The organism is Bradyrhizobium sp. Ec3.3 (genome assembly GCF_000472925.1).
Taxonomy (GTDB): Bacteria; Pseudomonadota; Alphaproteobacteria; order Rhizobiales; family Xanthobacteraceae; genus Bradyrhizobium.
The window spans coordinates 1-25,680 of the sequence record NZ_AXAS01000072.1; the positions used below are offsets into that span (position 1 = coordinate 1).

At 58.1% G+C, this 25,680-nt stretch carries 19 protein-coding genes and 3 pseudogenes; 6 read left to right on the forward strand and 16 right to left on the reverse strand.

What is annotated here, in order from left to right:
- From YUU_RS0140015 to YUU_RS0140025, 3 genes are all read left to right on the forward strand, one after another.
- On the forward strand, window positions 1-221 hold a 221-nt coding region (locus tag YUU_RS0140015), incomplete at its 5' end, for a LexA family transcriptional regulator (RefSeq protein ID WP_027527298.1).
- 224 nt (window positions 222-445) lie between these two features.
- Window positions 446-1,735, forward strand: coding sequence for an ArgE/DapE family deacylase (locus tag YUU_RS0140020; protein WP_027527299.1), 1,290 nt, complete (start codon window positions 446-448; stop codon window positions 1,733-1,735).
- Window positions 1,736-2,460: 725 nt separating this feature from the next.
- Window positions 2,461-2,682 (forward strand): hypothetical protein, encoded by a 222-nt coding sequence (locus tag YUU_RS0140025; RefSeq protein ID WP_027527300.1) that lies wholly within the window; start codon window positions 2,461-2,463, stop codon window positions 2,680-2,682.
- Between the two features lie 30 nt (window positions 2,683-2,712).
- Here YUU_RS0140025 and YUU_RS62970 read toward each other — a convergent pair.
- The 14 genes and pseudogenes from YUU_RS62970 to YUU_RS57395 all read right to left on the reverse strand — a co-directional run.
- Window positions 2,713-2,937, reverse strand: a pseudogene (locus tag YUU_RS62970) (nitrilase-related carbon-nitrogen hydrolase); the annotation flags it as partial.
- A 228-nt stretch (window positions 2,938-3,165) separates the two neighbouring features.
- A complete protein-coding gene (locus YUU_RS0140040; protein ID WP_027527302.1) occupies window positions 3,166-3,459 on the reverse strand; it encodes a helix-turn-helix domain-containing protein in 294 nt (97 codons plus the stop codon).
- A 71-nt stretch (window positions 3,460-3,530) separates the two neighbouring features.
- Window positions 3,531-5,573 carry an ABC transporter ATP-binding protein gene (locus YUU_RS0140045; RefSeq protein ID WP_027527303.1) on the reverse strand — a complete coding sequence of 681 codons (2,043 nt, stop codon included), beginning with the start codon at window positions 5,571-5,573 and terminating at the stop codon, window positions 3,531-3,533.
- The gene (locus tag YUU_RS0140050) at window positions 5,566-6,420 is read right to left on the reverse strand and encodes an ABC transporter permease (protein WP_027527304.1); all 855 of its coding nucleotides are present in this window, start codon (window positions 6,418-6,420) and stop codon (window positions 5,566-5,568) included. The genes YUU_RS0140045 and YUU_RS0140050 overlap by 8 nt, the downstream gene beginning before the upstream one ends.
- On the reverse strand, window positions 6,417-7,370 hold the full coding sequence (locus tag YUU_RS0140055; RefSeq protein ID WP_027527305.1) for an ABC transporter permease: 954 nt from the start codon (window positions 7,368-7,370) through the stop codon (window positions 6,417-6,419). Before YUU_RS0140055 ends, YUU_RS0140050 begins: the two co-directional genes overlap by 4 nt.
- Before the next feature lie 95 nt (window positions 7,371-7,465).
- The gene (locus tag YUU_RS0140060; protein WP_027527306.1) at window positions 7,466-9,127 is read right to left on the reverse strand and encodes an ABC transporter substrate-binding protein; all 1,662 of its coding nucleotides are present in this window, start codon (window positions 9,125-9,127) and stop codon (window positions 7,466-7,468) included.
- Between the two features lie 828 nt (window positions 9,128-9,955).
- Window positions 9,956-10,819: a formyltetrahydrofolate deformylase gene (purU, locus tag YUU_RS0140070; RefSeq protein ID WP_027527307.1), complete on the reverse strand. Its 864-nt coding sequence runs from the start codon at window positions 10,817-10,819 to the stop codon at window positions 9,956-9,958.
- A 71-nt stretch (window positions 10,820-10,890) separates the two neighbouring features.
- Window positions 10,891-11,511 (reverse strand): sarcosine oxidase subunit gamma, encoded by a 621-nt coding sequence (locus tag YUU_RS0140075; RefSeq protein WP_027527308.1) that lies wholly within the window; start codon window positions 11,509-11,511, stop codon window positions 10,891-10,893.
- Window positions 11,504-14,488 (reverse strand): sarcosine oxidase subunit alpha family protein, encoded by a 2,985-nt coding sequence (locus YUU_RS0140080; protein WP_027527309.1) that lies wholly within the window; start codon window positions 14,486-14,488, stop codon window positions 11,504-11,506. Before YUU_RS0140080 ends, YUU_RS0140075 begins: the two co-directional genes overlap by 8 nt.
- Window positions 14,485-14,760 (reverse strand): sarcosine oxidase subunit delta, encoded by a 276-nt coding sequence (locus YUU_RS57390; protein ID WP_027527310.1) that lies wholly within the window; start codon window positions 14,758-14,760, stop codon window positions 14,485-14,487. Before YUU_RS57390 ends, YUU_RS0140080 begins: the two co-directional genes overlap by 4 nt.
- A 15-nt stretch (window positions 14,761-14,775) precedes the next feature.
- Window positions 14,776-16,026: a sarcosine oxidase subunit beta family protein gene (locus YUU_RS0140090; protein ID WP_027527311.1), complete on the reverse strand. Its 1,251-nt coding sequence runs from the start codon at window positions 16,024-16,026 to the stop codon at window positions 14,776-14,778.
- A 742-nt stretch (window positions 16,027-16,768) separates the two neighbouring features.
- Window positions 16,769-17,020: pseudogene (locus tag YUU_RS0140095) on the reverse strand (serine O-acetyltransferase); the annotation flags it as partial.
- Between the two features lie 39 nt (window positions 17,021-17,059).
- A pseudogene (locus YUU_RS0140100) lies at window positions 17,060-17,203 on the reverse strand (acyl-homoserine-lactone synthase); the annotation flags it as partial.
- Window positions 17,200-17,736 carry an autoinducer binding domain-containing protein gene (locus YUU_RS57395; RefSeq protein WP_245288250.1) on the reverse strand — a complete coding sequence of 179 codons (537 nt, stop codon included), beginning with the start codon at window positions 17,734-17,736 and terminating at the stop codon, window positions 17,200-17,202. The pseudogene YUU_RS0140100 and the gene YUU_RS57395, both read right to left, overlap by 4 nt.
- A 751-nt stretch (window positions 17,737-18,487) precedes the next feature.
- Between YUU_RS57395 and ald the strand changes: the two genes are divergently transcribed.
- Window positions 18,488-19,600, forward strand: a complete 1,113-nt coding sequence (ald, locus tag YUU_RS0140105) for an alanine dehydrogenase (RefSeq protein WP_027527314.1) — start codon at window positions 18,488-18,490, stop codon at window positions 19,598-19,600.
- Window positions 19,601-19,814: 214 nt separating this feature from the next.
- On the opposite strand, the gene YUU_RS0140110 is transcribed toward ald, so the two are convergent.
- Together YUU_RS0140110 and YUU_RS0140115 are read right to left on the reverse strand one after the other, a co-directional pair.
- Window positions 19,815-21,485 carry an MFS transporter gene (locus YUU_RS0140110; protein ID WP_027527315.1) on the reverse strand — a complete coding sequence of 557 codons (1,671 nt, stop codon included), beginning with the start codon at window positions 21,483-21,485 and terminating at the stop codon, window positions 19,815-19,817.
- A gap of 616 nt (window positions 21,486-22,101) precedes the next feature.
- Window positions 22,102-22,575, reverse strand: coding sequence for an Lrp/AsnC family transcriptional regulator (locus YUU_RS0140115; protein WP_027527316.1), 474 nt, complete (start codon window positions 22,573-22,575; stop codon window positions 22,102-22,104).
- A gap of 192 nt (window positions 22,576-22,767) precedes the next feature.
- Between YUU_RS0140115 and YUU_RS0140120 the strand changes: the two genes are divergently transcribed.
- Window positions 22,768-24,246, forward strand: coding sequence for an NAD-dependent succinate-semialdehyde dehydrogenase (locus YUU_RS0140120; RefSeq protein WP_027527317.1), 1,479 nt, complete (start codon window positions 22,768-22,770; stop codon window positions 24,244-24,246).
- An 11-nt stretch (window positions 24,247-24,257) separates the two neighbouring features.
- A complete protein-coding gene (locus YUU_RS0140125; protein WP_035664668.1) occupies window positions 24,258-25,655 on the forward strand; it encodes an aminotransferase in 1,398 nt (465 codons plus the stop codon).
- Window positions 25,656-25,680: the final 25 nt, after the last annotated feature.

The following is a 25,680-nucleotide window of genomic DNA, read 5'->3' on the forward strand; positions in this document are numbered from 1 at the left end:
CCAAACAGGGGCAATACCTTGCCTTCATCCACCTCTATACGCGGCTGCACCGCAGAGCCCCGGCGGAAACCGACATGCAAGAGTATTTTCGCGTCAGCCCGCCTTCGGTTCACCAGATGGTGCTGACTCTGGAACGAGCTGGCCTAATCAGACGGCAGCCAAGGACACCCCGCAGCATCGAGGTCCTCGTTGATCCCAAGAGCCTGCCGGAGCTAATCTGACCGCCGGACGCGCAACACGTCAAAATCACTGTGCAGAGCCACTAGGCCAATGCCGCTGATCGCATTCTATCAATTAAACGCAGAAGTTCTGCGAGTTTGAGCTATCGATGCGCGACTTGTGCACCAAAATCCCGAATCAAAGGAGAAATCGCTCGAAGATTCTGTACGATGGAATTCTCACTCGGCGAGACTTCGCCGTATAAAGCGCGGAGCGGGTACCGGAAATGGCTAGTTTTGAAGAGCGCATCCAGGCAGAGGTTGATCGGAACTTTGACAACCAGATCAATTTTCTCGGGAAGTTGATTCGATATCCGACGCTTCGCAACCAAGAAGGCTTAGCGCAGGATTTTATTCAGTCTGCGCTCACAGAGCGGGGGTATTTCGTCAAGCGGTTTCAAACCGATGCCTCGCTTGTAGGCGTCCATCCGGCTTTTTCTCCCGCAACTGTTGATTATACTGACAGTTGGAACGTCATAGGCTCTCGCAAAAGCCGAACTCCCGGTGGACGATCGCTGGCCTTTAACTCCCACTTGGACGTGGTGCCGACTGGTCCAGTAGAACGCTGGGCTTCTCCTCCGTTCGAGCCGCGGCGAGACGGCGACTGGCTCTACGGTCGCGGGGCAGGAGATATGAAAGCTGGCCTCTCTGCGTCAATCTTCGCGCTCGATGCGATCCAAGCCGCAGGCCTCGCTTTGCAGGGAGATGTGCAAGTTCAGTCCGTCGTAGAGGAGGAGATCACGGGAAATGGCGCTGCGACCGCGCTCGCGCTAGGCTTTACGGCCGACGCAATTGTCAGCGCCGAGCCCACTGCGGAGCGCCTCGTGCGTGCTAATGCCGGCGTTTTCAAGTTCCGCCTTGTCACGCGCGGACGACCTGCACACCCTCGACAAGCCGCTTTAGGTAAGAGTGCGATCAAAATGATGATGGTCTTGATCGAGCGGTTACATGACCTAGAGCGTAAATGGATCGATGAAATTCGTCAGCAACCGTACTTCGCTGATATCGAAAACCCTGTTTCTCTTACAATTGGTACTATCTCAGGTGGGGAATGGATTGCAAGTTTACCCAGTGAATGCGCAGTAGAAGGCAGAATTGGGATCCATCCGAATGATAGAAAGGAAGACCGCATTGCGGAATTTGAAAACTTCATCAAACAAATCAGCCTGAACGACCCTGCCTTCGGCGCCGAGAATTCAATCTCGTTGACCTGGGTCGGCAATCTGAATGATGGTTACATATTGCCTCGAGGTAGTGAGGCTGAAGGCTGCCTTAGGACGGCGCACAAGCTAGTTCACGAGGGCAGTGAACTCCCAGAATCTGTAGTGACTGCTTATTTAGATGCCGCGGTGTTTGCGGCGCATGGCGGGATTACATCGCTTGTTTATGGCCCGATATCTCAAAATCATCATGGTATTGATGAACGAGTGAATCTAGCTTCTCTTCGCCGTGTAACAAAGACTTTGGCGCTGTTTGCGACAAACTGGTGTGGTGTTGAAGAGGCGGAGCGACAATAAAGGAAACACACAGCAGCAAAGATGCGCTCAATTTTGCAGGTAGGGGTCAGGGGCCGCCCCCTCCCCGCTGAAATGTTTGGCGGCCACGAGCACCGGTCAAATTGTGCTCGCGGCGGCTCGTGCGTCAACTCAGAGCGTCAACCGATTGATTGGGGAGCCGGTGCCGATGAAGACCGTGCTGGATGTCCTCGCGGTGTTCTGCAAGCAAGCTTAATGTCCGAATGTTGCGCTTTCAATTGGCTCGCTGAGGAACACTGATAGGCTTCCACCGCGCTCCTCTCGAAAACGTTGCCCGGGGTCCGTCGGTAGCGTACCCGAAGTCAGTGTTCAGCTATCGCGCCGCGAGAAGCGGTTGCTGAAAGGCAACAATCAGGAACGATTGGCCGGGAATAATCACTGACAACCGAACCTCAAAGACATACCCGAAAGCTCACCTTTTCTAACAGCTGCTGAGAAAGTAAGGGCCGCGGTGTCAAAACGCTGCGTCGATGCGGTTACTTCCACCCGCCCGCGCGGTGCGTGCGGCATCTTAGCTTGGACGGTCCCTTACAGTTCCGCGCAGGGTTGCTTACGAACGAGCGACGCCGCACCACGCGTACAGGAGGAGAGCTAATTGGCCGAGAAAGGTGAAGGAACTCGTTATTGTCTCATCGACGTGTTTCGCGCGGACGGGTCGTGCCTTCAGGTTGTGATATTACCACCCGAAATGCCGTGAGTATGTGGACATGCTGTGCAAGCATTTTCGCATCGAGGACATGACTGGCTGCCTGCTCGACCAAGAACAGCTTGCCGATGTTGACGTGCTGTTCACCTTCCAATGCCCTGACCAGGTCCTTGCCCGGCTGACTTCACTTAAATGGATTCAGAGTACTGGCACAGGGATTGACGGCTTTGTCGAGTATTGCCGCAGGAATCCGCAAATCAAACTCAGATCCAAATCGCAATAAGGCATTTCCTCGCCCGAGCCAGCGACGTGATCACCTGACCGCCAGGTCCGAACAGTGCGCTGCCCCCGCCGTCGTTTGCCCGGTTGACGCTAAGGACAAATCATCGATCCTCATCATGGCCGTATTGATGCTGTTCTGCGTCGACCGCGAACTGAACCAAGTAGTTGCCGTGGGATGTAGGATGAGATCTGCTCCTTTGAGCCGTATCGTCCGCGCGACTTCAGGGAAGTGTCTATCGAAACAGATCATGACTCCGACCTGATCCCCTCGATCGGAACGACGTCGATTGCACTCCCGGGTACGTAAGCCACGGTCTCATTGTACTCGGCGCAGAGGTGTGTTTTGCGGTAGGTCAAAACGATTTCCCCTCGGCGGTTGATCAGTATCGCCGTATTGGCGACCTGCGTGTTCAGCCTTTCCACACGATCGCGCGCACGCTCCAATGGGTTGCAGCTTTGGGCTTGCGAGCGAGCGTCTTGGTGATCAGCTCGGCCACAGCCTCATCCTCAACCGTGCGGGGCCTGCCGGTACGCATCCGTCGTAGAGCCCCTCGATCGGATTTGCGATGAAGCGATTGCGCCATTTGCCGATCGTATGGGGGCCGACGCCAAGCCGCGTCGCAACGACGGCGTTGCTCGGCTCACGTTCGCAGGCCAGCACGATCTTTGCTCGCAGCGTCAGCGCCGCAGGGAGCGAGCGCGATCGTGTTATGCCCGTGAGCTGCGTGCGTTCGTCGCTGGAAATCGTCAGCATCGCCTTCGGGCGTCTAGTGCGCATCGGGTATCTCCTTCGATCAGGATACCCGAAACCTATGCAATTATTATGATACGAACTTACGGGACAGAACACTAGGAACTTTCGGCTCGAATCAAATCTCGCGCGCCCGAGTTTGGTCGACGCTGAAGATTCTCAAGTTCGGCTGCCGGAATATGGCAGCGAATGAGATGAAGTGGCGTCGCTTCGTTCAAGGGCGGCTCGGTCGTCTCGCAGATCGCGCCAAGCTTTCGCGGGCACCGGCTTTGAAAGACGCAGCCGGACGGCGGATTGGCGGCGGAGGGAATTTCGCCCGTGAGCCGGATGCGCGACTTTCGGGTGCCGTCGAGGTCCGGTACTGCCGACAGGAGCGCCTCGGTATAAGGGTGATGCGGGCCTTGGAATACCTGCTCGGAAGGGCCGATTTCCATGATCCGACCGAGGTAGAGAACGGCAATCCGGTCGGAGAGATAGCGCACTATGCCGAGGTCGTGGGATATGAGGACATAGCTCACGGCATGCGTGCTCTGAAGCTCCGCGAGCAGGTTGAGGACCGCCGCCTGGACCGAGACATCTAGGGCCGATGTCGGTTCGTCGCAGACCACGACCCGGGGATCGCCGGCAAAGCTTCTGGCGATCGCTACGCGCTGTTTTAGGCCGCCCGAGAGTTGGCGGGGACGGAGCGTCAGGTGGCGCGGCGTGAGCCGCACGGCCTCGATGAGCCCGTCTAGTCGGCGCGTGAGTTCTGCGCCGCGCAAACCAGCGAGTCTGCGGAGCGCCCGACCAACGATGCGAGCGACGGTATGGGCGCGGTTGAGTGCCGAATCCGGATTCTGAAATACGATCTGGACTGCCTTGATTTGCTCCGGTGTCCGATGTCCCAAGCTTGGGGCAAGTGGCTTACCGTCAAGCTCGATCCGACCGCCAGGATCGGGTGGCACGATACCGAGCAGCATTCGCGCGAACGTCGTCTTGCCGGAGCCAGATTCGCCGACAAGGCCCAACGTCTCGCCCGCCATCAGGGTGAGCGAAACATCTGATACCGCGCGGATCCGATGGTCACCCTGGCCGTAGGTTTTAGATACGTTCGCGATTTTCAGAACCGGATCCGCGATCGCGCGAACGTTCGGCACAGCAGCCTCCGCCGGCGTGGCGCGCGGCAACTGGACTGCTCGCTCCGGGTAGTGGCAACGCGCAAACCGCCCCCCGAGATCGCGAAGAGGTGGGAGCTCCGAGACGCAGCGGGCATCGGCAATGGCGCACCGCTCCGCGAACGGGCAGCCAGGCAGACGTGCGCCGGGGCTCGGCAGGATGCCTGGAATGGTATCGAGCCGGCCCTGATCCTTGCGCTGACCGCCGCGGGGAAGACAACGCAGAAGGGCTACCGTATAGGGGTGACGGGGCGCCGTGAAAATCCGCTCCGTCGGACCTTCCTCAACCAGCATTCCAGCGTAAAGGACGCCAACGCGGTCGCACATCTTGGCCACGACGGCAAGATTATGGCTGATGAAGAGGATCGAGGCGCCAAACTCGCGGCGAAGGTCCGTGACGAGATCAAGAACTTCCGCTTCCACCGTGGAGTCAAGACCGGTCGTCGGTTCGTCAAGTATCAGCATCGTCGGATCGGAAGCGAGCGCCATGGCAATCGCCACGCGCTGTTGCATGCCGCCCGAGAGCTGATGTGGATAGCGTTGCATGACCGAGGCCGGATCGGCGATCCTAACCTTCTTCAGCATCTCGAACGCGCGGGTCTTGCGCTCTGCGGGCGGCAGGCCCATTACCTCGAACACCTCAGCGACTTGGGAGCCGATTCGGATCGACGGATTGAGCGCTTTGCCTGGGTCTTGATACACCATCGATACGGTCTTGGCCCTGAGCGTGCGGAGCGCATCCTTATCAAGCCGCATCACATCGGCACCATCGAGCGCGACCGATCCGCTGATGATCCTGCCATTCCGCGGCAGGTAACGCACTGCCGTTAGCGCAACGGTGGACTTGCCGCAGCCCGATTCGCCAACCAGGCCATAAGCTTCACCACGCGCGATTTTCAAGCTGAGGTCTCGCAGCACAGCGCGGTCCTGTCCGCCGACGCGATAGGCGACGGAAAGACGGTCGAAACGAAGCGCAGATTCAGGCATCGAGCGCACCGTGCAGCCCATCGGCTATCAGATTGACGCCGATCACAAGACTAGCAATGGCAAGGGCGTCAAACAGCACCGTCCACCAATAACCGCCCGCTATCATGCCATAGTTTGCGGAGATGGAGAGACCCCAGTCAGGCGAAGGGGGCTGCAAGCCAAAGCCGAGAAAGCTCAGCGTCGCCACGCCGAAGATGGCGTAGCTGAGACGTACCGTCGATTCAACAACGACGGGAGGCAAGACATTGGGTAGGATTTCGACAAACATGATATGTGCGGCATTCTCTCTGCGGAGTTTGGCGGCGGCGACATAGTCCAATTCCCGCTCTGACAGGACGGCGGAGCGGACGGTGCGGGCGATACTCGGAGCGAAGGCCAGACCAATGACAATAATCACAGTTGTCTTCGAGGTTCCGAGCGCGACTATCGCGAGAAGAGCAACGATTATTGTCGGCATCGCCATGAATGCTTCGAACAGGCGCGAAACGACATCATCTACGATCCCGCGGAAATAGCCGGTGAGAAGGCCGAGCGCGGTTCCGATCAATGTCCCCAAGACGGTGGCAAGAGGCGCGACAGTCAGAATGTCGCGCGAGCCGACGATGAAGCGGGAGAATATATCGCGGCCGAGCGGATCCGTGCCAAACCAGTGCTGCGCCGAGGGCTGCGCAAGCGAGTCCAGGATGTCTTCTGCCAATGGATCGTACGGAACGAAGTGACGGCCGAAGAGAGCGCAGGCTATCCAGAAAAGCACGATGATCACGCCAGTCAGGAAGGAGCCAGAGCGGAGCAGCGCCGCCAAGAGCTCCTTGCGCCGGGCGTGGGGTGCAGCAGCGATGCTTGTCATTGGCCGGTCCCCATCCTTATGCGCGGATTGAGGACGGAGTACGAAAGATCGGCGAGGAAGGTCGTCATCGTAAAGATGGTGCCAACGACGAACACCCCGGACTCCAGTATCGGGAAATCCTTCTGGGTGGCTGCCGTGAAGATCAGCGAACCAATGCCTGGATAGCGGAACAGCGTCTCGATCACGACCAAGCCACCCATCAAGTAACCGGCCTGAGTGACAACAACTGTGACCGTCGGCAGGAGCGCATTTCTGAGCACGTGTCGCCAGACAACTTGCCCCCAAGTCAAGCCTTTAAGAACGGCAGTACGCGTGTAATCCGATTCGACAGCTTCAATCATGCCCGCGCGGGCCATGCGAGAGATGTAGCCAAACAGGACAAGCACGAGCGGGAGTGAGGGAAGGACCAGGTAGTAGATCTGGGTCAACGGATCTGCACCGTTCGGCCAAGCGGCAGAAATGGGCAGCCAATGTAGCCAGATTCCTAAAACCAGGATCAGGATGATGCCACTGACGAATTCCGGCAATACCGTTGCCGAGAGTCCGCCGAGGCTGATGATCCGGTCGAGCGGCCGATTTACTTTCAGAGCTGCCACTACTCCGCCCACGATTCCGAGCGGCACGACGAGAAGCAGAGCAACCGCCGCGAGCTTAAGCGAATACCCAAGCGCCTGCATCACCATAGGGGATACAGGAGCTTGATGGACGTAGGAGAGGCCCATGTCACCGTGCAGAAAATGCCATATCCACCCGAACCATTGCACCAGGAGAGGCCGGTCGACGCCCAATTGGTGATTGAGCAATTCCACCGAACGAGGGTCGGCTTCGGGCCCAAGAATAGACAGAGCAACGCTGCCGGGAAGAACTTGGCTGCCGAGGAACACCATCACGCTCAGGATAAAGAGCGTGACCAAAGTGAACGCGAGGCGGCGGATGATAAAACGCGTGATCTTGCGACTCCCTGAGACAGGTGTTAGTATAGATAATGGAGCGCACGGTAAGATGGAAACCGGGCGGGCCCACGGCCCGCCCGGTACGTCCTCGCCTACGCTTTTCCGGCCCCTTGAAGGAACAACTGACCCATCGCGTTTGGCTTCACGCCAACAACGCCCTTCTTGACTGGACTGAGATAGCTCCAGAAGTAAGCATAAACTCCCGGCGTCTCTTCGAGCATGAGCCGCTGAATTTTGCCCGCAGTCGCGCGCTGCGCCTCAAGATCAAGCGCGGCAATATAGCCTTTGGTCAGCGTGTCGAATTGCTCGTTCTTGAAATGCGCTGAGTTCCAGGTGCCGGTACTCATGAGTGAACTGGCGAGATAGACGTTTGGCACCCCGCGGTTACCCCACGTCATCATACCCATTGGGACATCGAGCCAGGGCGATGAACCGTACTTTGCGTCGCCAGCGTAGGATTTCCAATCCAACACTTGCAGTTGCAAGTCAATGCCGATCTCCTTTACCCAGGCCTGGACCAACTGCGCGTAAGCCGGAAGCTCACTCTGTTTGGGAAGGGTAATTTTAGCTTGGAATCCCTTTTCCATCCCTGCAGCCTTCATCAGTTCCTTAGCCTGCGCGACGTCCCGCATGCGCTGTGGCACCGTCGGGTCGGTCGATGGATAGATTGGGGCGAAGGGGCTGTCATTGCCGATAATCGCCTGCCCCTTCATCAACCCTTTCACGAGCTTTTCTCGGTCGATACAAAGCGCCACCGCTCGTCGAATCCGCGGATCATTAAACGGCTCAATATCGCAGCGCATGTGGATGCTCATGTGCCCCGAGGACTTGATCGCGAGGATGTCGATCGCTGGATCGTTCATCAGCGCTACGCTATCCAACGCAGAAGCCGTATTTATAACGTCAATCTGTCCGCCCTGCAGCGCAAGGATCTGCGGCTGAATATCGTCGTAAAAGACGAACTCCGTTCGGGCCGGCAGAGTTTTCGGTCCCCAATAGTCTTCAAAGGGAACGAAGCTCGCGCCCCGCCTTCTGTCAAACTTTTCGATCTTGAAGGGTCCCGTTCCGTCCCACGTGGTCTCGAAATCGCCAGCATAGGACGCCGGCAAGATGACCGTGTTGTAGTTGTCACTTGATACCAAGTAGGGGAAGTTTCCGATCGGACTATCGAGATGAAATTCGATGGTGTAGTCGTCCAGTTTACGCGTTGCTCCTTTCTGCAGGATGCCCCTGAACGCCGATAGCGCGGGTGAGGCTGAGTTCGGGTCGGCGAGACGATCGAACGTGGCAACTACGTCATCGGCCTTCATCTCTCCGCCAGAATGGAATTTGACTCCCTTGCGTAGCACGAAGGTCCACACCGTGCCGTCTTGGTTTGGTTTCCAGCTTGTCGCGAGACACGGCGACAGGACCCGATCCGGCTCGTTGATGCACAGAAACTCGCCAACCTGCATCACCAGGAGTACCCCGCCCGGGCTGCCCAGGCGGACCGGGTCCATCGAAACCGGAGTAGCGCAGCCGACCCGAATGGTGGCGCCGGGCTGGACGCCCGCGCGAGCCATCGTCGGCACAGCACCGAGGCCGGCCGCCAGCGAAAGACGCCCAAGCAACGGCAAGGAGAGGCCTAGTACGCTGCCGTGCCGCAAGAACTCTCGACGATTCACCCTGCCATCGACGTAGCCGTCGATCAGATGATTCTCAAGAGGCGTAAGGCGGGAGCGAAGGCTACTTAGAAGATCAGAATTTCTTGGCATCGTGTCCCCCTTCGTGTTTTTAATACAGCAACTCTCAAGCCCTCCCCTACAAATAAGGGACGGCATTCCTCAACCACTTTCGAGTCGACGTTCAGCTCAGCGCAGATCTCTGGTTGCCGGAGCTATTGTTAGCCAGCAGGATCCCTGCGCATCCACCGAAGTCTTGCACAGCCGTCAATGGCTAGCCGAACCTCGTGGACTCCGCGCGCTCCTCATTGATGAGATCGCAACCTCGCGATTGGTCGTAGAGCACACTTTCGCCGCGAGCATCCATGTTCCAATCTGCTTCACCGAGTATGGCGCTAGCTCCTTCTCCGGAAGCCTTAATGGACGAAAACATAACTGAAACGTGACGCTCAATAGCGGCGAAAATTCCAGCGACCGCGCATAATTTCTGCGGGTTATGCGCGTTTTGCGTCTCAACCGAGCAATATCCATCTGGCGCTATTCGGGCAACTTTCCAGCACCTGCGGAGTGCGAAACCAAGTTGGAGCGAAGCGAGGAGCGTGGTCGCAAGGTGCACACAAGCATTCACATGAGCCACGTTATCATGCTTGTTCGACGAACAATTCGACCGCAAGGATTCAGCGGCCAGCTCGCTCGCTTGTGGCACCGCGCAGATGGACCTAAGCAGCCCACCCGCAACTCGATTTGAGTATTCGTTCGAGCAGAAATCGGGAATGATATTGTCCGTCCATAACCGGATTTGTCAGCTGTCCTTATTCAGAACAAACTAGACGCTCATGTCAGAAATTCAGTCTGAAGCGGAAACGGTCGAGTGGCCAGTTCGCAAACGAGCATCGATCATCAGATTCGCAAAAATTCGATTCAGCCTGTGAAGACAACAGTTCTCCTGCCATTCAACATCACGCGATCCTCGAGGTGATGGCGCACTGCCCGGGCGAGTACGCGCCTTTCAATGTCGCGGCCTTTGCGGACGAGATCCTCTGGCGTGTCGTTATGAGTAATCCGCTCGACATCCTGTTCAATGATCGGACCCTCATCGAGATCGGAGGTGACATAATGCGCTGTCGCACCGATCAACTTGACACCTCGTTCATGGGCCTGGTGATAGGGCTTTGCTCCCTTGAAGCCTGGTAGAAATGAGTGGTGAATGTTGATGCAGCGGCCCGACAACTTGGCTGAAAGCCCATCCGACAGAATCTGCATGTAACGCGCGAGGATGACGAGATCCGTTTCGGTCTCTTGCACCAGCTCCCAAATACGCGCTTCTTGTTCCATCTTATTCTGCTTCGTCACAGGTAAATGGAAAAATGGGATCTCCCCAAGGTCGGTAGAGGCCAGATGCTCGCGCCCGTGATTGGAAACGATCGCGGTCACCTCCATCGGAAGCTCGCCGATTCGCCAGCGATAGAGCAGATCGGCCAGGCAATGGTCGAACTTCGAGACGAGCAGCATCACACGCTTTTTTGCGGAGCTGTAGCTCAATGTGAAAGTCATGCTGAAGCGTTTGGCCAGATCCGCAATTGACGCACCAATGTCGGCCTGCGATCTCGCTTCTTGCAGCCGTTCAAAGACCACGCGCATGAAGAAGCGACTTGTTTCCGTGTCGTCGAATTGCTGAGCGTCGATGATGTTGCACCCGGCTTCGAACAGAGCGGTCGAGATGGCCGAGACGATTCCGGCACGATCAGGACAGGACAAAGCGAGCATCATGAAGCGGTCAGACATACCTGTATCCCAAGGAGACTTTCCTCCAGCGATAAGCAAGTGAGGCAAAAGGAACGAAGCACCTTGCCCTGCTAAGCTTGGTCGATTGTCACGCAAAAACCGAATTCTGCGGCTGAGGCGGCGAGCCACGACCAAAAGCTGCCGGCCATGCTGCGCGCGATGAGGATTTCGAACGCGGCCCCATCGGGGCCATCCTGCGTTCGCCAGAACTGTACGCCAATATGAGCAAAGCTAGTCAACGCGGCTGTCCCAACGGGAAATGCAGCTTGATGGACATCGACCATAGAGCCCTTCGCGAGGACGTCGCGCACGCGCTTTCCTGACAAACGAAGAGCTGAACGACCGTGGCTCTGTTCGCTGACGGCGGCATCAACCGAGAGCGACACGAGCAGGTCAGAGAAGCCCGTTCGCTTTCGCGCAAGCAGCAACCACTGATCTGGACCAGACCAGACCAGCCCGTGAGTGTCCGACAGAGCAGCGCAGGGCTCGCGCGGCAGATCGAGACCCAAAAGCCGTTTGGTGGCACGTTCCAGTTTTTCCGAGCTGGTGCCCGCGATCAAGGTCGCGAAACCCAATCCCTCTAATGTCACTGCAGTGATACCAGGCTCGCGGCTTTCTCCGATCTGCCCCGCCTCGGCGAAGCCAGCCCAAGGACGGCGGGGGCGCCAAATGGAAGTTTCTTGCTTATCCATGGAGTCGGGTACCTTCGTGGTCAAAGAAGACGGGCGAGCAAATCTCGACCTCCACCTCACTATTACGGACGAGGTCGACGGCTCGAATACGCTCGCCGATGCGGGCAGGCCCGTTCTTCAGGAAGCCAAGACCGATCCAGTGCTGCAGGTTGGGCGAGTAGGCAACGGAGGTCACATAGCCCTCGTCGTTCTCCAATTTGTTTGCGCGACGAATGCCGACGAAGTGCGCGCCGCCAGACAGGCTCTTTCCTTTATCGATCGGCTTGAAGCCGACGAGCGTTGGCCGATCGGATTGTACGAGCGCTTCGCGTTTCGCCATCAGGCGTCCGATGAAATCCTTTTTGGAGGACATCATCTTCGCAAGGCCAAGATCACGAACGGTGGTTTGACCATTGAGTTCGCTGCCGATCACGTGCCCTTTCTCGATGCGCATGACGCTCATCGCATCCAACCCGTAGGGCGTGATACCAAACGCCTGGCCGGCCGCCATCAGCGCACGCATCATTGCCTGGCCATAGTCTGCCGGGACCGCGAGCTCATAGGCCAACTCGCCCGAAAAGGAAATCCGGAACAAGCGGGCTGGAATGCCTCCTCCAACGGAGATTTCGCGCGCCGCCAAATAGGGGAAGGCCTCATTGGAAATGTCGTGCTTGGCGTCGACTATACCTCGCAGCACCTCGCGCGATCTCGGACCGGCGACCGCGACCTGAGCCCATTGCTCAGACACCGAGACCATCCGCACGTCGAGATGCGGCCAAAGCACCTGATGGCAGAATTCCAGATGCTGCATCACCTTGGTCGCATTGATCGTCGTTGTGGTCATCAGGAAGTGATTTTCGCCGAGGCGTGAGGTGGTACCATCGTCCATGACGAAGCCATCCTCGCGCAGCATCAGTCCGTACCGGGCCTTACCGATCGGCAGCGTCTTCCAAGCATTGATGTACACGCGCTCCAAGAACTCGGCTGCATCAGTTCCCTGGAGGTCGATCTTACCGAGCGTCGAGACATCGCAGATGCCGACGCCGCCACGCGTGGCAAGCACCTCGCGGTTGACCGTGGACAGCCAGTCCTTGTCGGTGAATTTCGGATAGTATTGTGCACGCAGCCATTGGCCGGTTTCCAAAAAGACGGCTCCCTGCTCGCGCGACCAATCATGCGTCGGCGTCAGGCGTACCGGCCGGAAATCCTTGCCACGGTGATGCCCGGCGAGCGCGCCGATTGCCACCGGCGTGTAAGGCGGGCGGAAGGTCGTCGTGCCCGTGTCGCAAATCGCCTTCCCCGTCTGCTCGGCCATGAGCGCAAGACCAGAGAGGTTGGAGGTTTTACCTTGATCGGTCGCCATACCGAGGGTCGTGTAGCGCTTGAGGTGTTCAACCGAGCGAAAGCCTTCCCGCGCCGCGAGCTCTACGTCTTTATCGGTAACGTCGTTCTGCAAATCTACGAAGGCTTTGCCTTTTCGGCCCTTCACGCGCCAGATCGGCTTCAACTCGCTCGCCTCCGCATCCGTCGTGGGAGCGGGCTGAGCCGCTGCCATGGCGAAACCGGCCTCGGACGCGGCCTCACGGCCGAGCCGCGCGCCGTCTTGCAGCGCCTCGGCAAGTGTGAAGCGACCGGCGGCGCTGCCGGCGACCGAGAGCCCGGGCGGCAGTACGCCTGGCACGAAGGCTTGGATTTCCTCATCCCAAACGGGCTTGCCGTTCTGGTGTGAGGTAAGATGGAGCGTTGGGTTCCAGCCGTTTGAGACTGCAAGTATATCGCAAGCCAACGCAGTGCGCTTGCCCGAAGCGTCGCGAACGGTGATGCCACGCAAGGCGCGCCCTCCCCGGGTCGCTTCGACGACACTGCCTGCGAACACGCGTGCACCGACGCGCGAGGCGAGCGATTTGAATTCTGGTTTGATCTCGCTGCGCGAATCAACAACCGCCGCCACATGGGCCCCGACTTCGGCGAGATCGCGTACAGTTGCCCAGCCACTGTCTCCTGAGGTGAAAATAACCGCCTTTCGGCCAGGCAACACTGCGAAGCGGTTGACATATGCGCGCACGGCGCCGGCCAGCATAACACCCGGGAGGTCATTTCCCGCGAAGACGATCGGGCGTTCGAGCGCCCCGGCGGCAAGGACTGCACGTTTCGCGTAAATTCGCCAACCACGCTGGCGCGGCTGATGCGGCGGCGGCACCGCGACGTGGTCGCTCACGCGTTCGACGGCGCCATAGATACCATGATCATAGAGTCCGTACACGCTAGTGCGCGGCATGATGCGCACTTCAGAAAGGCTGGCGAGTTCGGCCAGCGTAGTCGCAAGCCAATCAGCGGCTGCACGCCCATCGATCTCACGCCTTTCGGCCAGAAGACGCCCGCCGAGCTGAAAATCCTCATCACAGATAATAACACGGGCGCCACTGCGGCCCGCTGTGAGAGCCGCCGACAGTCCCGCGGGGCCGGCCCCAATCACCAGAACGTCGCAAAACGCAAATGCCTTCTCGTAGTGGTCGGGATCCTCGAATTCAGCGGCGCGTCCTAGTCCGGCGGCGCGGCGGATAAGCGGCTCGTAGAGTTTCTCCCAGAAAGCGGCAGGCCACATGAAGGTCTTGTAGTAGAACCCGGCAACCAAGGCAGGCCCGGCGAGGCCATTTACTGACAGGACATCGAACCGCAGCGATGGCCAACGGTTCTGACTGGTCGCCTCCAGATTCTGGAACAGTTCGACCATGGTTGCTCGTGTGTTCGGCTCACGGCGTGCCCCGGCGCGCAATTCGACAAGGGCGTTCGGCTCCTCAGGGCCAGCCGACAAGAGACCTCGCGGACGGTGGTACTTGAAAGAGCGGCCCATGAGACCCACGCCGTTGGCGAGCAGAGCCGATGCGAGCGTGTCGCCCGCGTGCCCATCATAGCTCTTGCCGTCGAAACGGAAGGACAGTGTCCTGGCACGGTCGACGAGCCCACCATTGGGAAGACGGAGTGGCTGCTTGCTCATGCTGCAGCTCCTTTCTTCCGCTTGTTGGCGGGCACCACAGACTGGATCGTGTGGGTCAAAGTATCGCGGCACACGGCAAGCCATGCGCGGCAACCGGCGTTGTGGAACCACAATTCTTCGAGAAGACCGCGAGGATTCTCGCGCAAATAAACGTAATCGAACATCGCGCTTTCAGTCGCGGCGAGGCCATCGGGGCGTGACGGACTCGCATCGCCCAGGTAGGTAAACTCCTGGAGGTCACGCAGTCCACAGTGGGGGCATGCAATGCGCATTGGATCAAAATTCCATCAGTGCAGATTCGGTTGGGCGCCCATGCCTCTTTCATCGATCAGACGACCTGTGGCGAAGCGGTCGAGCCGATACGCGGCTGCGACGGGGTGCGGCTCGTCCTTGGCCACCAGATGAGCCAAGCACATCCCGGAGGCCGGCGTTGCCTTGAAGCCGCCGTAGCACCAGCCCGCATTGATGTAGAGCCCTTGGACCGACGTATGATCAATGATCGGCGAGCCGTCCATCGACATATCCATGATACCGCCCCAGTGACGCAGCACGCGCACTCGGCCCAAGGCGGGCCACAAGCCCATAGCCGCCTCCATTACATCTTCAATCGTCGGGAGGTTCCCGCGTTGGGCGTAAGAATTGTACCCGTCGATACCGCCGCCGAAGACGAGCCCACCTTTATCCGATTGACTGATGTAGAGATGGCCCGCTCCAAAGGTCAGCACGCAATTGAGCAAAGGCTTGAGCCCTTCCGAAACAAACGCCTGGAGCACATGACTCTCAATCGGCAGACGTAGCCCGGCCATAGCGGCAACGCGCGACGAATTACCCGCGACGGCCAACGCAACCTTTTTCGCCTTGATCTGCCCGCGCGTCGTATCAACGCCGACAACACGGCCATTCTCAACTGAGATTCCGGTGACTTCACAATTCTGCACTATGTCGACACCGCGCGCGTCAGCCGCTCGCGCGTAACCCCAGACAACCGCGTCATGCCGGGCAGTGCCGGCGCGCCACTGCATCAACCCGCCGCGTATTGGAAAGCGAGCATTCTCATAGTCCAGGAAGGGCAGCATGGCCCGTATCTGCTCGACCTCCATGATCTCAGCATCTACACCGGCGAGGCGCATTGCGTTGCCGCGCCGTGCGAAGGCATCGCGCTGAGCGTCCGAATGACAGAGGAGCAATGCGCCACGCTGACTGACCATCGCATTGTAGTTCAGCTCTTGCTCAAGCCCCTCCCAGAGCTTCATCGACGATTCGAAAAAGGGGATATTTTCGGACAGGAGATAGTTCGAACGAATGATGGTCGTGTTGCGACCGGCATTCCCAGAACCAATATAGCCCTTCTCGATCACCGCCACATTGCTGACACCGTAGCGACTAGCCAAATAGTAGGCTGTAGCAAGACCGTGGCCGCCGCCGCCAATGATCACAACGTCATAAGTTGATTTTGGTGAAGCGTCACGCCAAGCTGGCCCCCAGCCGGCATGCCCCTTTAAGGATTGAGCAATTAGAGAGAAACCTGAATAGCGCATTTGACACTCTGGAATGTTGAACGGCCCCGCCGTAGCAACTTGCATTCAGCCCGCACACGGGAAAGAACGAGCCACTGTGACGCTGTTGCTGTCATTGCCTCTTTCGAAGCCGGGCGGGTTCAGCCGACAGGCCAAAGACTCGCCCCTCTCGCCTCGGCATGCCCCGCTTCACAAACACCTCACATAAGCATGCATTCTTCAGGCAACTCCAGACAATTACGCCCATCGGGCCGCACCGAACCCAGCTCCACGTCATTGCGCGCGGCTTCGCCCGGACGCCGTCCTGCCGTTGGTGAACGATTTCGCGCCTCCACTTGCTGGGCTCTCTAGGCTAACCTGAGCGCCCCTCATTTGTCCGGAATCGCTGGAACTACCTGTCTATAGCGGGATTTCTGCGCATAATTCCCGCAATGGGAAGTAAAGAAGCGCTAAAATCCTGCGCCTATCATGGAAAACGGTATGAAAAGAGTACTACTGATTGCCCGAAACGCATGGCGGAGCCGGGTCCGTAACTTTTAGGATTATTGCGCTTCTTCGATCGACACTCGAGTAACATATCATGACTGGAGTTGCAGCGTGCGCCCCGGGACTGCTTCCCTCGTGTTCCAAAACGCATCGCGAGCACTTCGATTTCCGAACTGCTACCGTCGTCTCCCAGTTCGCGTGGCCGCTGCGAACTTCGTATTTTTCGATCTCCGCTCATTTCCGTCGACGCCGAAGCTTGGCAGGAAACGGGACAGGGTCATTCGTTGTTGTTCAGCATCTGATTCATGGCTCGCGAGGTTTCGGCGCACCCAGCTGTACCGACCACGCTGGCGGGGACACCGGCGACTGTCACGTTTTCAGGAACCGGCTTCAAGACTACGGATCCAGCGGCAATTCGCGCGCAGTGACCGATCCTGATGTTGCCGAGGATTTTCGCGCCAGCACCGATCATGACCCCGCAGCCAATCTTCGGATGGCGATCCGCGTTTTCCTTGCCCGTGCCGCCTAGCTAGCTGAGCGGCTCAGCAAATGCACCGGTCGAAGAAACATCAAACTCGTCGATCTCCATGTCCACACTGACTTGAACATTCCAGTCCAGGCGCTCCCTAAACACACGATAACGCAGCCGGTGCATCTCGGCGAGATCGCAAATGAACTCGCCGTAGTGGTCGGGGGTGATAAGTTGCATCATTGCTGCCTCGTGCTTCGCATTTTGCAATAAAGCAGCGCGGCGAGGTCTCGGGCACCTGTGCAATTGCACATGTATACCAGGACAGCAAAGACGCCTATTTTCGTGATTTGGATCTGGCTAGCAGAACGACCGCCTGTCGAATAGTGCGAACTCCGAGTTTGGCGCGGACATTGTCCAGGTGAAAAGCCGCGGTCCTCGAAGACAATGTCAAGAATGATCCCGATGTCTCCAGCAGACTTACCTAATGAGGACCATTCAAGACACTCGAGTTCACGAGGCGACAACAATACGCCGGCTACGCTTCGAGCGCATTGCAGCGTCGGCCTGGCGTGTGCATGGAAGTACATCGCGATTACACGCAGGACAGTGGCGTACCGCCGTGTCGATCGCTCCAAATCATTTCGCCGTCCGTCAGTAGCAAAACTGACGGCGGCGATCGGTCCCGTTTTGTCGTGAATCGGAATCGTAAATCCGCACCGAATGCCAAAGCTAGCAGCTTCCTCAAATAGATTGCGCTGATGCTCTGACTGCATCGTGGTCCGAAATCGAGCCCCCGGCTTCGGTTCGGCAACGCGAGTCTCTCTAAATCGAACCGTCGGCCGACACGCTTGCTCGGCAATTTAGCATCCGCGGAATGAGGCTTCAGTGCCGAAATGACAGTCGCTCCGACCACCGCGGGATCGGAAGGGGCATGAGACGAAAGCGCCTCCTAATGATGAGGTGCGCAAAAGGTGCATCGACAAAGATACGATCCGGCCCACTGATGACCCCGCTCGGGACTCTTGTGAATAAAATGTGCAACCTGAGCGGACTAGGCGCAGGATTTGGGCGGTGCCGCGGTCGAATTCGACGAAGTTCAGCCGGTCAGCGATGTGAGGATCGCCTGCCACCAGGGATCACGTAGATCGGCATGCCTCATGATTGTGCGAGCGATATGAAGGGGTCGATGACTGAACCCTGAATGCCGGAGGCAGGATAGCAGCACCCCTCTTACTCACTCAGGTGTTTTAAGGCCCAAGTGCTGGAGATGCGCCCCGAAGCGCGTTTCGATCGAACGCAGACATGGTCGTGAGGCGCGCCAACTGACGACAGTAATGCAAAGGGGAGGTATCCGTGCCTCCTGGGTTGACGAATTTTGCGCAGAGTTTGGATTATCTACGATCGATTGGAAATCCTGCAGCGTAAAACGAATACTTATTGAATTTCGGCTAAGTCTTGGTCTGCTTCGCAAATTTACGGCGCGTCTTCAACTGTACAAGGTTGCTTCAACCGAGGAGTTTGAGAATGAAAGTCGGTGTTCCCAAGGAAATCAAGACGCACGAATACCGCGTTGGTCTTACCCCTGGAGCTGTCCGCGAGTATGTAGCGGCGGGGCACAGCGTAATGGTCGAGATGAATGCCGGGGCTGGCATTGGGGCCACGGATGACAATTATCGCAAAGCTGGTGCGATGATTGTGGACTCGGCTCGCGAGGTGTTCGCATCGAGCGACATGATCGTGAAGGTGAAAGAGCCCCAGCCGTCAGAATGGACGCAGCTCCGAGAAATGCAAATTCTTTTTACGTACCTGCATCTCGCGCCGGATCCCGAGCAGGCGAAGGGGCTCCTGAAGTCTGGGTGCACAGCAATCGCTTACGAAACAGTGACTGATGCGCAGGGCGGGCTTCCATTGCTTGCGCCGATGAGTGAGGTTGCAGGGAGGCTTGCTATCGAGGCGGCGGGCGCGGCCTTGAAACGATATTCGGGCGGGCGGGGACTGTTGATTGGGGGCGTGCCAGGTGTCCAGCCGGCCCGTATCGTGGTGATCGGGGGCGGTGTTGTGGGCACGCACGCTGCGCGCATGGCTGTGGGACTGGGCGCGGAGGTTACAATTCTCGATCGTTCGATTCCCCGACTCCGCGAGTTAGACGAACTGTTTGAAGGGCGTGTTCGTACCAGATTCTCGACCATTGAGGCGGTCGAGGAGGAGGTGTTCGTCGCAGATGTCGTAATCGGAGCGGTTCTTGTTCCTGGAGCTAGCGCGCCGAAGCTCGTCAGCCGCGACATGTTGAGCTCAATGCGCAAAGGCTCGGTGATCGTCGACGTCGCGATCGACCAGGGCGGATGTTTCGAGACATCGCGCCCGACGACCCATGCCGATCCAACTTACGAGGTCGACGGCGTGATTCACTACTGTGTCGCCAACATGCCCGGAGCCGTCCCTCTCACCTCCAGCCAGGCTCTCAACAACGCAACTCTTCCATTTGGCTTGGCGCTGGCAAACAGGGGCTTCTCCGCCGTGCTTGAGAATCTACATCTTCGAGCTGGCCTCAATGTGTATAGAGGTCGGCTGACATATCGGGCTGTAGCCGAGAGTCTTGGTTTGCCGTTTTCACCGATCGATCAGGCCGCGGCCTGATCCCAGAGGCCCCTTGCGGGTCGTTTCCTCCCTGACTTGGGCCACTCCTTCGGGAGTGGCCCTTCTTTTAGGAACGATCTGCACGTTCGCTCGAAGGTGCGCCGATTGGACGTCGGAGAGTTCTGGTTGCGCTTGTCCGCGTGCCGGCAGGCGCTCATGCGCCGCTCCCATGCTCCTTGGTGTGTCTTGAAAGTGCCGGCGGCTGGCGCATTTGCTAGCAATCGCGGTGCAGACCGACATGAGTTACAGAGAAATCGGCGAGATCTTCCTTCGGGCGCACCGATCCAAACGGACGTTCCAGCATGCGTCGGACTCGTAACGGCTCGGAACCAACGTGGAAGCCCGCTGCCTGGCGGTCCAGCGCACGCTCCGACTGCGTCGAACGATCGCGCTGGCGCAGGTAATCGAACCAGGTCGGACAATGATAGCGCTCAGTCCATAGCTCAGGATCGGCGATATCGCGTGCGATTGACCAGCCATAGGCGCCGTTGCGTTGGCGGAACAATTGCACGTTCTGCATCAGATTGTGAAAGGCGCGCGCATTCTCCTGCGCGACGCGATATTCAATTTCGACCACCAGGGGACCGCTTCGCCCGGTAAGCGGCAGCCGTACCTCCGGATCGTCAAGCATTTCGGCCTCTTCACCCCGTGCGCCGATCCGCGGCATGCGCAAGCAGACTCCCAATAGCGGCGAAATCGTAAGCAGGGCCGCCGAAACCAGCAACGCCGATTGGACACCGGTGACATCGGTCAAATGTCCCCAGCCCCAGCTGCCCACCGCAATCCCACCTGAGCCCGCGGCCTGATAAGCCGCAAGGGACCGACCGGCAACCCAGCGTGGGACTGAGAGTTGTACACCAATACTGAACAGAACCCACGCCATCATCCACACGCCCCCCGCCAGAACAAGCGCGACGGCCGTCAGTACCGGCTCTCGGCTCAGCGCTACGGCGGCAACCGCTCCAGCCATCGTCAGCGCACAAGCGCGGATCGCTGCCTCGCCGCTCAAGCGCTTACGCACCTCGGGCACCTTGAAAGCACCAATTACCGCGCCCAGCCCGAAGGCGCTGAGCATGATGCCGTATGTCCCCGCGCCGCCGTGCAGGAGATCGCGTGCGACAAGAGGCATCAGCGCAGTGATTGCACCGCCAATCACGCCAGTTACCATCGCGCGGATCAAAACAATCTTAATCGACGGCGAATTACCAATGTAGCGTACGCCCGAAATGATCGCGCGACTCAGCTTCTCCGGTGGCAGACGCGAAGGTTCGGCTATCCGCTTCCATAAAAATAGCGCGAGCATCAGCGGCAAATACAGTAGCACGTTGAGTGCAAACGCAACTACTGCGCTGGCGGTAGCAACGACAATTCCGCCGATCGCCGGGCCCACGCTGCGGGCGATGTTGTAGCTTATTCCGTTCAGCGCGACCGCGGCAGGCAAGGCTTCCGAGGGCACCTGTTCGCTGACCGACGATTGCCAGGCCGGGCCCATCAGTGCCATGCCACTGCCGACGGCAAAGCAGAGTGCTAGCAGGAGGTTTGGCGTGATCAAGTTTAACCAGGCAAGTGCGGTCAATGCAGTCGCGCCGGCGAGCGTGATGCTTAACGCCGTCAGTGCGACAATGCGCCTATCATGCATGTCGGCAACAGCGCCGGCGGGAATCGAAATCAGCATCACTGGGAGCATCAGCGCGGTCTGCACGAGCGCGACCTTATCGGCGGATGATGTCATCTGTGTCATTGCCCAAGCCGCTCCGACCCCCTGAATGAGAATGCCGAGATTTGAGAACAGGCTTGCAAGCCAGATGCGGCGAAATGTCGGAAATCGTAACGGAACCGTAATGCCGTCTCGATCGAGCGCAGGAGGTTTCGACGATTCGCTCATTAATACCTCCAGCTTGAACCTCGCCGATCCGATCCCGAACCAAACCAGGATGGCGCGGCAGAATTCATCTCCCGTAAGCGGGCAAGCCGTTCTTCCAGCCTCGCCAGTCTTGAGCCGTCTGAGTTCCGAAATTTTCGGTTGCGGGCGTCCGGAGTCATTGAGCGCTACCATCGGTGACATCGCGTGCGAGCTTCTCGCGCCGCGATGTTGAACCGATTTCTGTCATGAGCGCTGCTTAATGTTTCCGACATGGCGGGCTCTGGCGCAGACCCAATTGGGATCTCTGGGCGGAGGTCATGCCTGTAACAGAGGGCAGCGCCCGACGAGTTCCTAAATACTTGGCGAGGGGAATGGTCGGGCAACTGAATGAGCTCGAGATTTGCGGTCGTCATTCGAACATGACGGGCGGCGAATGACTTCACTGGCGGCGAATGACTTCGCTTCAAGTCCATCAGAGTAGAGCGGGGACGACGCGGATTTTGAGCGTTGTACGGGAGGGAACGAAGAAAAAGAGCGCTATTCGTAGCATCAGGCTCGTCCTGGCAAACGACATCGGGCGATCCAGAAACTGCACATCAGGATATCAGGGCCACCACTCTGCCGGGAATGCGTTCCATCAGTCCTCCGGATTTGTGACTGGAACGGCCAAGCCCGTCTTTACGCGGTCCATGATGACCATCGTCTTGAAGCCCTTGATGTCGGAATTCTCGTAAAAAAACCGGCGCGTGAATTGCTCATAATCTTCCATGCTCCGGGCGGTGACATAGAGGACGAAGTCTGCATCACCCGTAACATAGAATCCGTTGACGACTTCAACCGACGATTTGATGCCTTTCTTGAACCGATCGACGATATCGGAACGCTCCCGCTCGAGACTAACCAACACGAGCATCTGAATAGGTCTTCCGACTGCCTTCGGCGATACGATTGAGACATCGGCCTCGATGATGCCATCGGAGCGCAGCCTCTTCAGGCGTCGTTGACACGCAGTGGCGGACAGCCCGGCCATTTTGCTGATCGCGTCCGAAGTCAGCCGATTGTTCTTTTGCACGATTTCAAGAATGCGAGCGTCTATTCGGTCATATTGCAAAGCCAGCTCCCCGCCTTCTGGTCTAATTCATCACAAAACCGCCGGTACCTGCTGGAAATCATCCGAATGGCGGGAAATGCGACGCAAATATGTTTGCCACATCAGTATCCTGATTGCCTAGACAGTTTCAACAAACGACGGTGCGGACTTTCATAGATGGTCTTCCAGAGCGTTCGACCCAAGAGTCCTCAACTGGCAGGCGTTGTCGCGAAACATCTCCAAGCTCTTCGCCGCCGCGACTTCGTTGCGGGGACCGCCCTGATCGACGGGCGTTGGAGTTCGGGCGGAGAAACTGACGTCGTGCTCGATCCCGCGAGTGGTGATGAGATCGCGCGTGTTGCCCGTTGCAGTGCAGCGGATATGGACCGCGCCATTGAAGCCGCCGAACGGGCTTTTCCTGCTTGGCGAGCGCTGCTGCCCGCCAAACGTGGCGAGATTCTCAGGCGTTGGGCGTCATTGCTGCGCGCCCATTCTGAGGAGCTTGCCGTGTTGGTGACGAGCGAACAGGGCAAGCCGCTCGCTGAGGCGCGGCACGAGATTGAATATGGCGCCGGATTTCTCGATTGGTTCTCCGCAGAGGGTGAGCGTGCATACGGAGAGACCATCCCGAGCCACAAAGCTGCAAGTCAGCTTCAGGTGCGCATGCAGCCAATTGGTGTCGCGGCGGCTATCACTCCGTGGAATTTTCCTGTCGCGATGATTACTCGAAAAGCGGGAGCTGCGCTCGCAGCCGGTTGCCCGATCATTGTCAAACCGGCTCCGGAGACGCCGCTCTCGGCTCTCGCTGTGGCTAGGCTTGCCGAAGAGGCCGGCGCGCCGGCCGGCGTATTTCAGGCGGTGAGTGGTGATCCCGTCGAACTTTCGGCGCCACTGCTTCGCGATCCGCGAATACGAGCGCTCTCGTTTACGGGTTCTACCCAGGTCGGCCGTTTGCTGCTCAAGGGAGCAGCAGACACAGTCAAGAAAGTCTCGCTCGAGCTTGGTGGGCACGCCCCGTTCCTTGTCTTTGAGGATGTCGACCTTGATAAGGCCGTAACAGGAGCGATGGCCGCGAAATTCGCTACCTCTGGTCAGGATTGTTTGGCTGCTAACCGCATTTACGTGCAGCGGGGCATCTACGCGGCCTTCGTTGAGGAGTTCGCTGCAGCCATCGCCAAACTCAAAATCGGTCATGGTCTAGAGCCTACGACGGATATCGGTCCGATGACCAAGTTGTCCGTCGCTAGCAAATGCAAGGCACAAATCGATGATGCGGTGATGAAAGGAGCGCGGGCTAGTGCTGCGCGTCTCAGCGACGGCCTTGGTCCGAACTTCGTTGCTCCGACGCTTCTTAGCGATGTAACTGAAGAGATGCTCATCACCCATGAGGAGACCTTTGGACCGGTCGCAGCCGTGCTTCCGTTTGATTCCGAAGAAGAGGTCATTGCGAAAGCAAATGCGAGCGAGGTGGGTTTGGCCGCCTATGTCTACACCGACAGTCTGCGCCGAGCGCTGCGACTTTCAGAGCGGATCGAGTACGGCATGGTCGGCGTGAATACGGCTTCATTCACCGGTCCGCCTGTTCCCTTTGGCGGATGGAAGCAGTCCGGACTCGGTCGTGAGGGCTCACGACACGGCTTGGCGGAGTACATGGAGCTAAAATACGTCTGCTTTGGCGACTTGGCGGCTTAGGAGAAAGTATAATGGACATTAAAACCATCGCTGAACAGGATCGATCAACTGTCCTCCATCCATTCACTCAACTCAAAGACTTCGCTACCGGCAAGCTTGGCGATCCAACGATCGTCACGGGCGGCAAAGGTATTCGCATCGAAGACGCGCAAGGACGCACCTACATCGATGGCTTCGCTGGTTTGTATTGTGTAAACATCGGTTATGGTCGCGCCGAAGTGGCTGAAGCCATCGCGCGGCAGGCTTACAATTTGGCCTATTATCATGCGTACGCGGCTCATACGACTGAAGAATTGGCGAGGCTGTCGGATCGACTGGTGCGAATGGCGCCAGGCAAGCCAAGCAAAGTATTCTATGGAATGTCTGGATCGGATGCCAACGAGACCCAGGCAAAACTTGTTTGGTATTACAACAATCTGCGGGGCCACCCCCGAAAGAAAAAGATCATCTCGCGTGAGCGAGGGTACCACGGCTGTTCGGTCATATCTGGTTCAATGACAGGTATGTCTTTCTATCACGATCATATGGATCTTCCATTCCCTGGTGTTCTGCATACAGGTGCACCGCATCACTACTGGGGGGCTGAGCCAGGGGAATCGGAGGAGGACTTTTCTCGCCGACGCGCTGCTGAGCTGGAGGCATTGATCGTGAAGGAGGGGCCCGAGACAGTCGGGGCGTTCATCGCCGAGCCCGTCTTGGGTACGGGCGGGATCACGCCGCCTCCCAGCGGCTACTGGCGTGAAATTCAGAGCGTGCTAAGTCGCTACGACGTCCTGTTGATTGCCGATGAGGTAATTTGTGGATTCGGTCGAACCGGCGCTAATTTCGGTAGCTTGCTTTATGGAATGGAGCCGGACCTGGTCACTGTCGCCAAAGGTCTAACTTCCGGCTATGTCCCGCTTTCGGGAGCTATCGTCGGCGAGAGAGTTTACGCTGTTATGGAAGAGGCCGCGGATCGCATCGGGTCATTTTCGCACGGGTATACCTATTCTGGCCATCCGATTGCGGCAGCGGCTGCGAATGCAGTCCTCGACATTGTCGAGAAGGAGCGGCTAAGCGATCGCGCGAAGTCTGTGGGGGCGCATTTCCAGAAGAGACTTAAGGAATGCTTTGCGCAGTTGGAAATCGTTGGAGAAGTTCGGGGGGTGGGGTTGCTTGGCGCCGTTGAGTTTGTCGCTGACCGCCAGACCAAGCGGCGATTTGACGCAGACCTCAAGGTGGGTGCTCGCATTTCGAAGGCTGCTCGCGATCGGGGTCTTATCGCGCGGGCTATGCCCCATGGAGACATTCTCGGCTTTGCCCCGCCTCTGGTTGTTTCGGAGAGCGAGATCGACGAAATCGTTGATCTCGCCTATCGAGCAACTAAGCAAGTAATGGACGAGTTGGCGAGCGACGGGGAAGCCACCTGAGCTTACATGGGGTCCGAGCTTTCTT

Coding starts and splice junctions, on each gene's coding strand:
- YUU_RS0140090 (WP_027527311.1), bottom strand. CDS start 16,026: ATGCGCTATTCAGGTTTCTCTCTAATTGCTCAATCCTTAAAGGGGCAT.
- YUU_RS0140045 (WP_027527303.1), bottom strand. CDS start 5,573: ATGCCTGAATCTGCGCTTCGTTTCGACCGTCTTTCCGTCGCCTATCGC.
- YUU_RS0140125 (WP_035664668.1), top strand. CDS start 24,258: ATGGACATTAAAACCATCGCTGAACAGGATCGATCAACTGTCCTCCAT.
- YUU_RS57390 (WP_027527310.1), bottom strand. CDS start 14,760: ATGCGCATTGCATGCCCCCACTGTGGACTGCGTGACCTCCAGGAGTTT.
- purU (WP_027527307.1), bottom strand. CDS start 10,819: ATGTCTGACCGCTTCATGATGCTCGCTTTGTCCTGTCCTGATCGTGCC.
- YUU_RS0140050 (WP_027527304.1), bottom strand. CDS start 6,420: ATGACAAGCATCGCTGCTGCACCCCACGCCCGGCGCAAGGAGCTCTTG.
- YUU_RS0140020 (WP_027527299.1), top strand. CDS start 446: ATGGCTAGTTTTGAAGAGCGCATCCAGGCAGAGGTTGATCGGAACTTT.
- ald (WP_027527314.1), top strand. CDS start 18,488: ATGAAAGTCGGTGTTCCCAAGGAAATCAAGACGCACGAATACCGCGTT.
- YUU_RS0140080 (WP_027527309.1), bottom strand. CDS start 14,488: ATGAGCAAGCAGCCACTCCGTCTTCCCAATGGTGGGCTCGTCGACCGT.
- YUU_RS0140075 (WP_027527308.1), bottom strand. CDS start 11,511: ATGGATAAGCAAGAAACTTCCATTTGGCGCCCCCGCCGTCCTTGGGCT.
- YUU_RS0140110 (WP_027527315.1), bottom strand. CDS start 21,485: ATGAGCGAATCGTCGAAACCTCCTGCGCTCGATCGAGACGGCATTACG.
- YUU_RS0140040 (WP_027527302.1), bottom strand. CDS start 3,459: ATGCGCACTAGACGCCCGAAGGCGATGCTGACGATTTCCAGCGACGAA.
- YUU_RS0140060 (WP_027527306.1), bottom strand. CDS start 9,127: ATGCCAAGAAATTCTGATCTTCTAAGTAGCCTTCGCTCCCGCCTTACG.
- YUU_RS57395 (WP_245288250.1), bottom strand. CDS start 17,736: ATGCAGTCAGAGCATCAGCGCAATCTATTTGAGGAAGCTGCTAGCTTT.
- YUU_RS0140025 (WP_027527300.1), top strand. CDS start 2,461: ATGCTGTGCAAGCATTTTCGCATCGAGGACATGACTGGCTGCCTGCTC.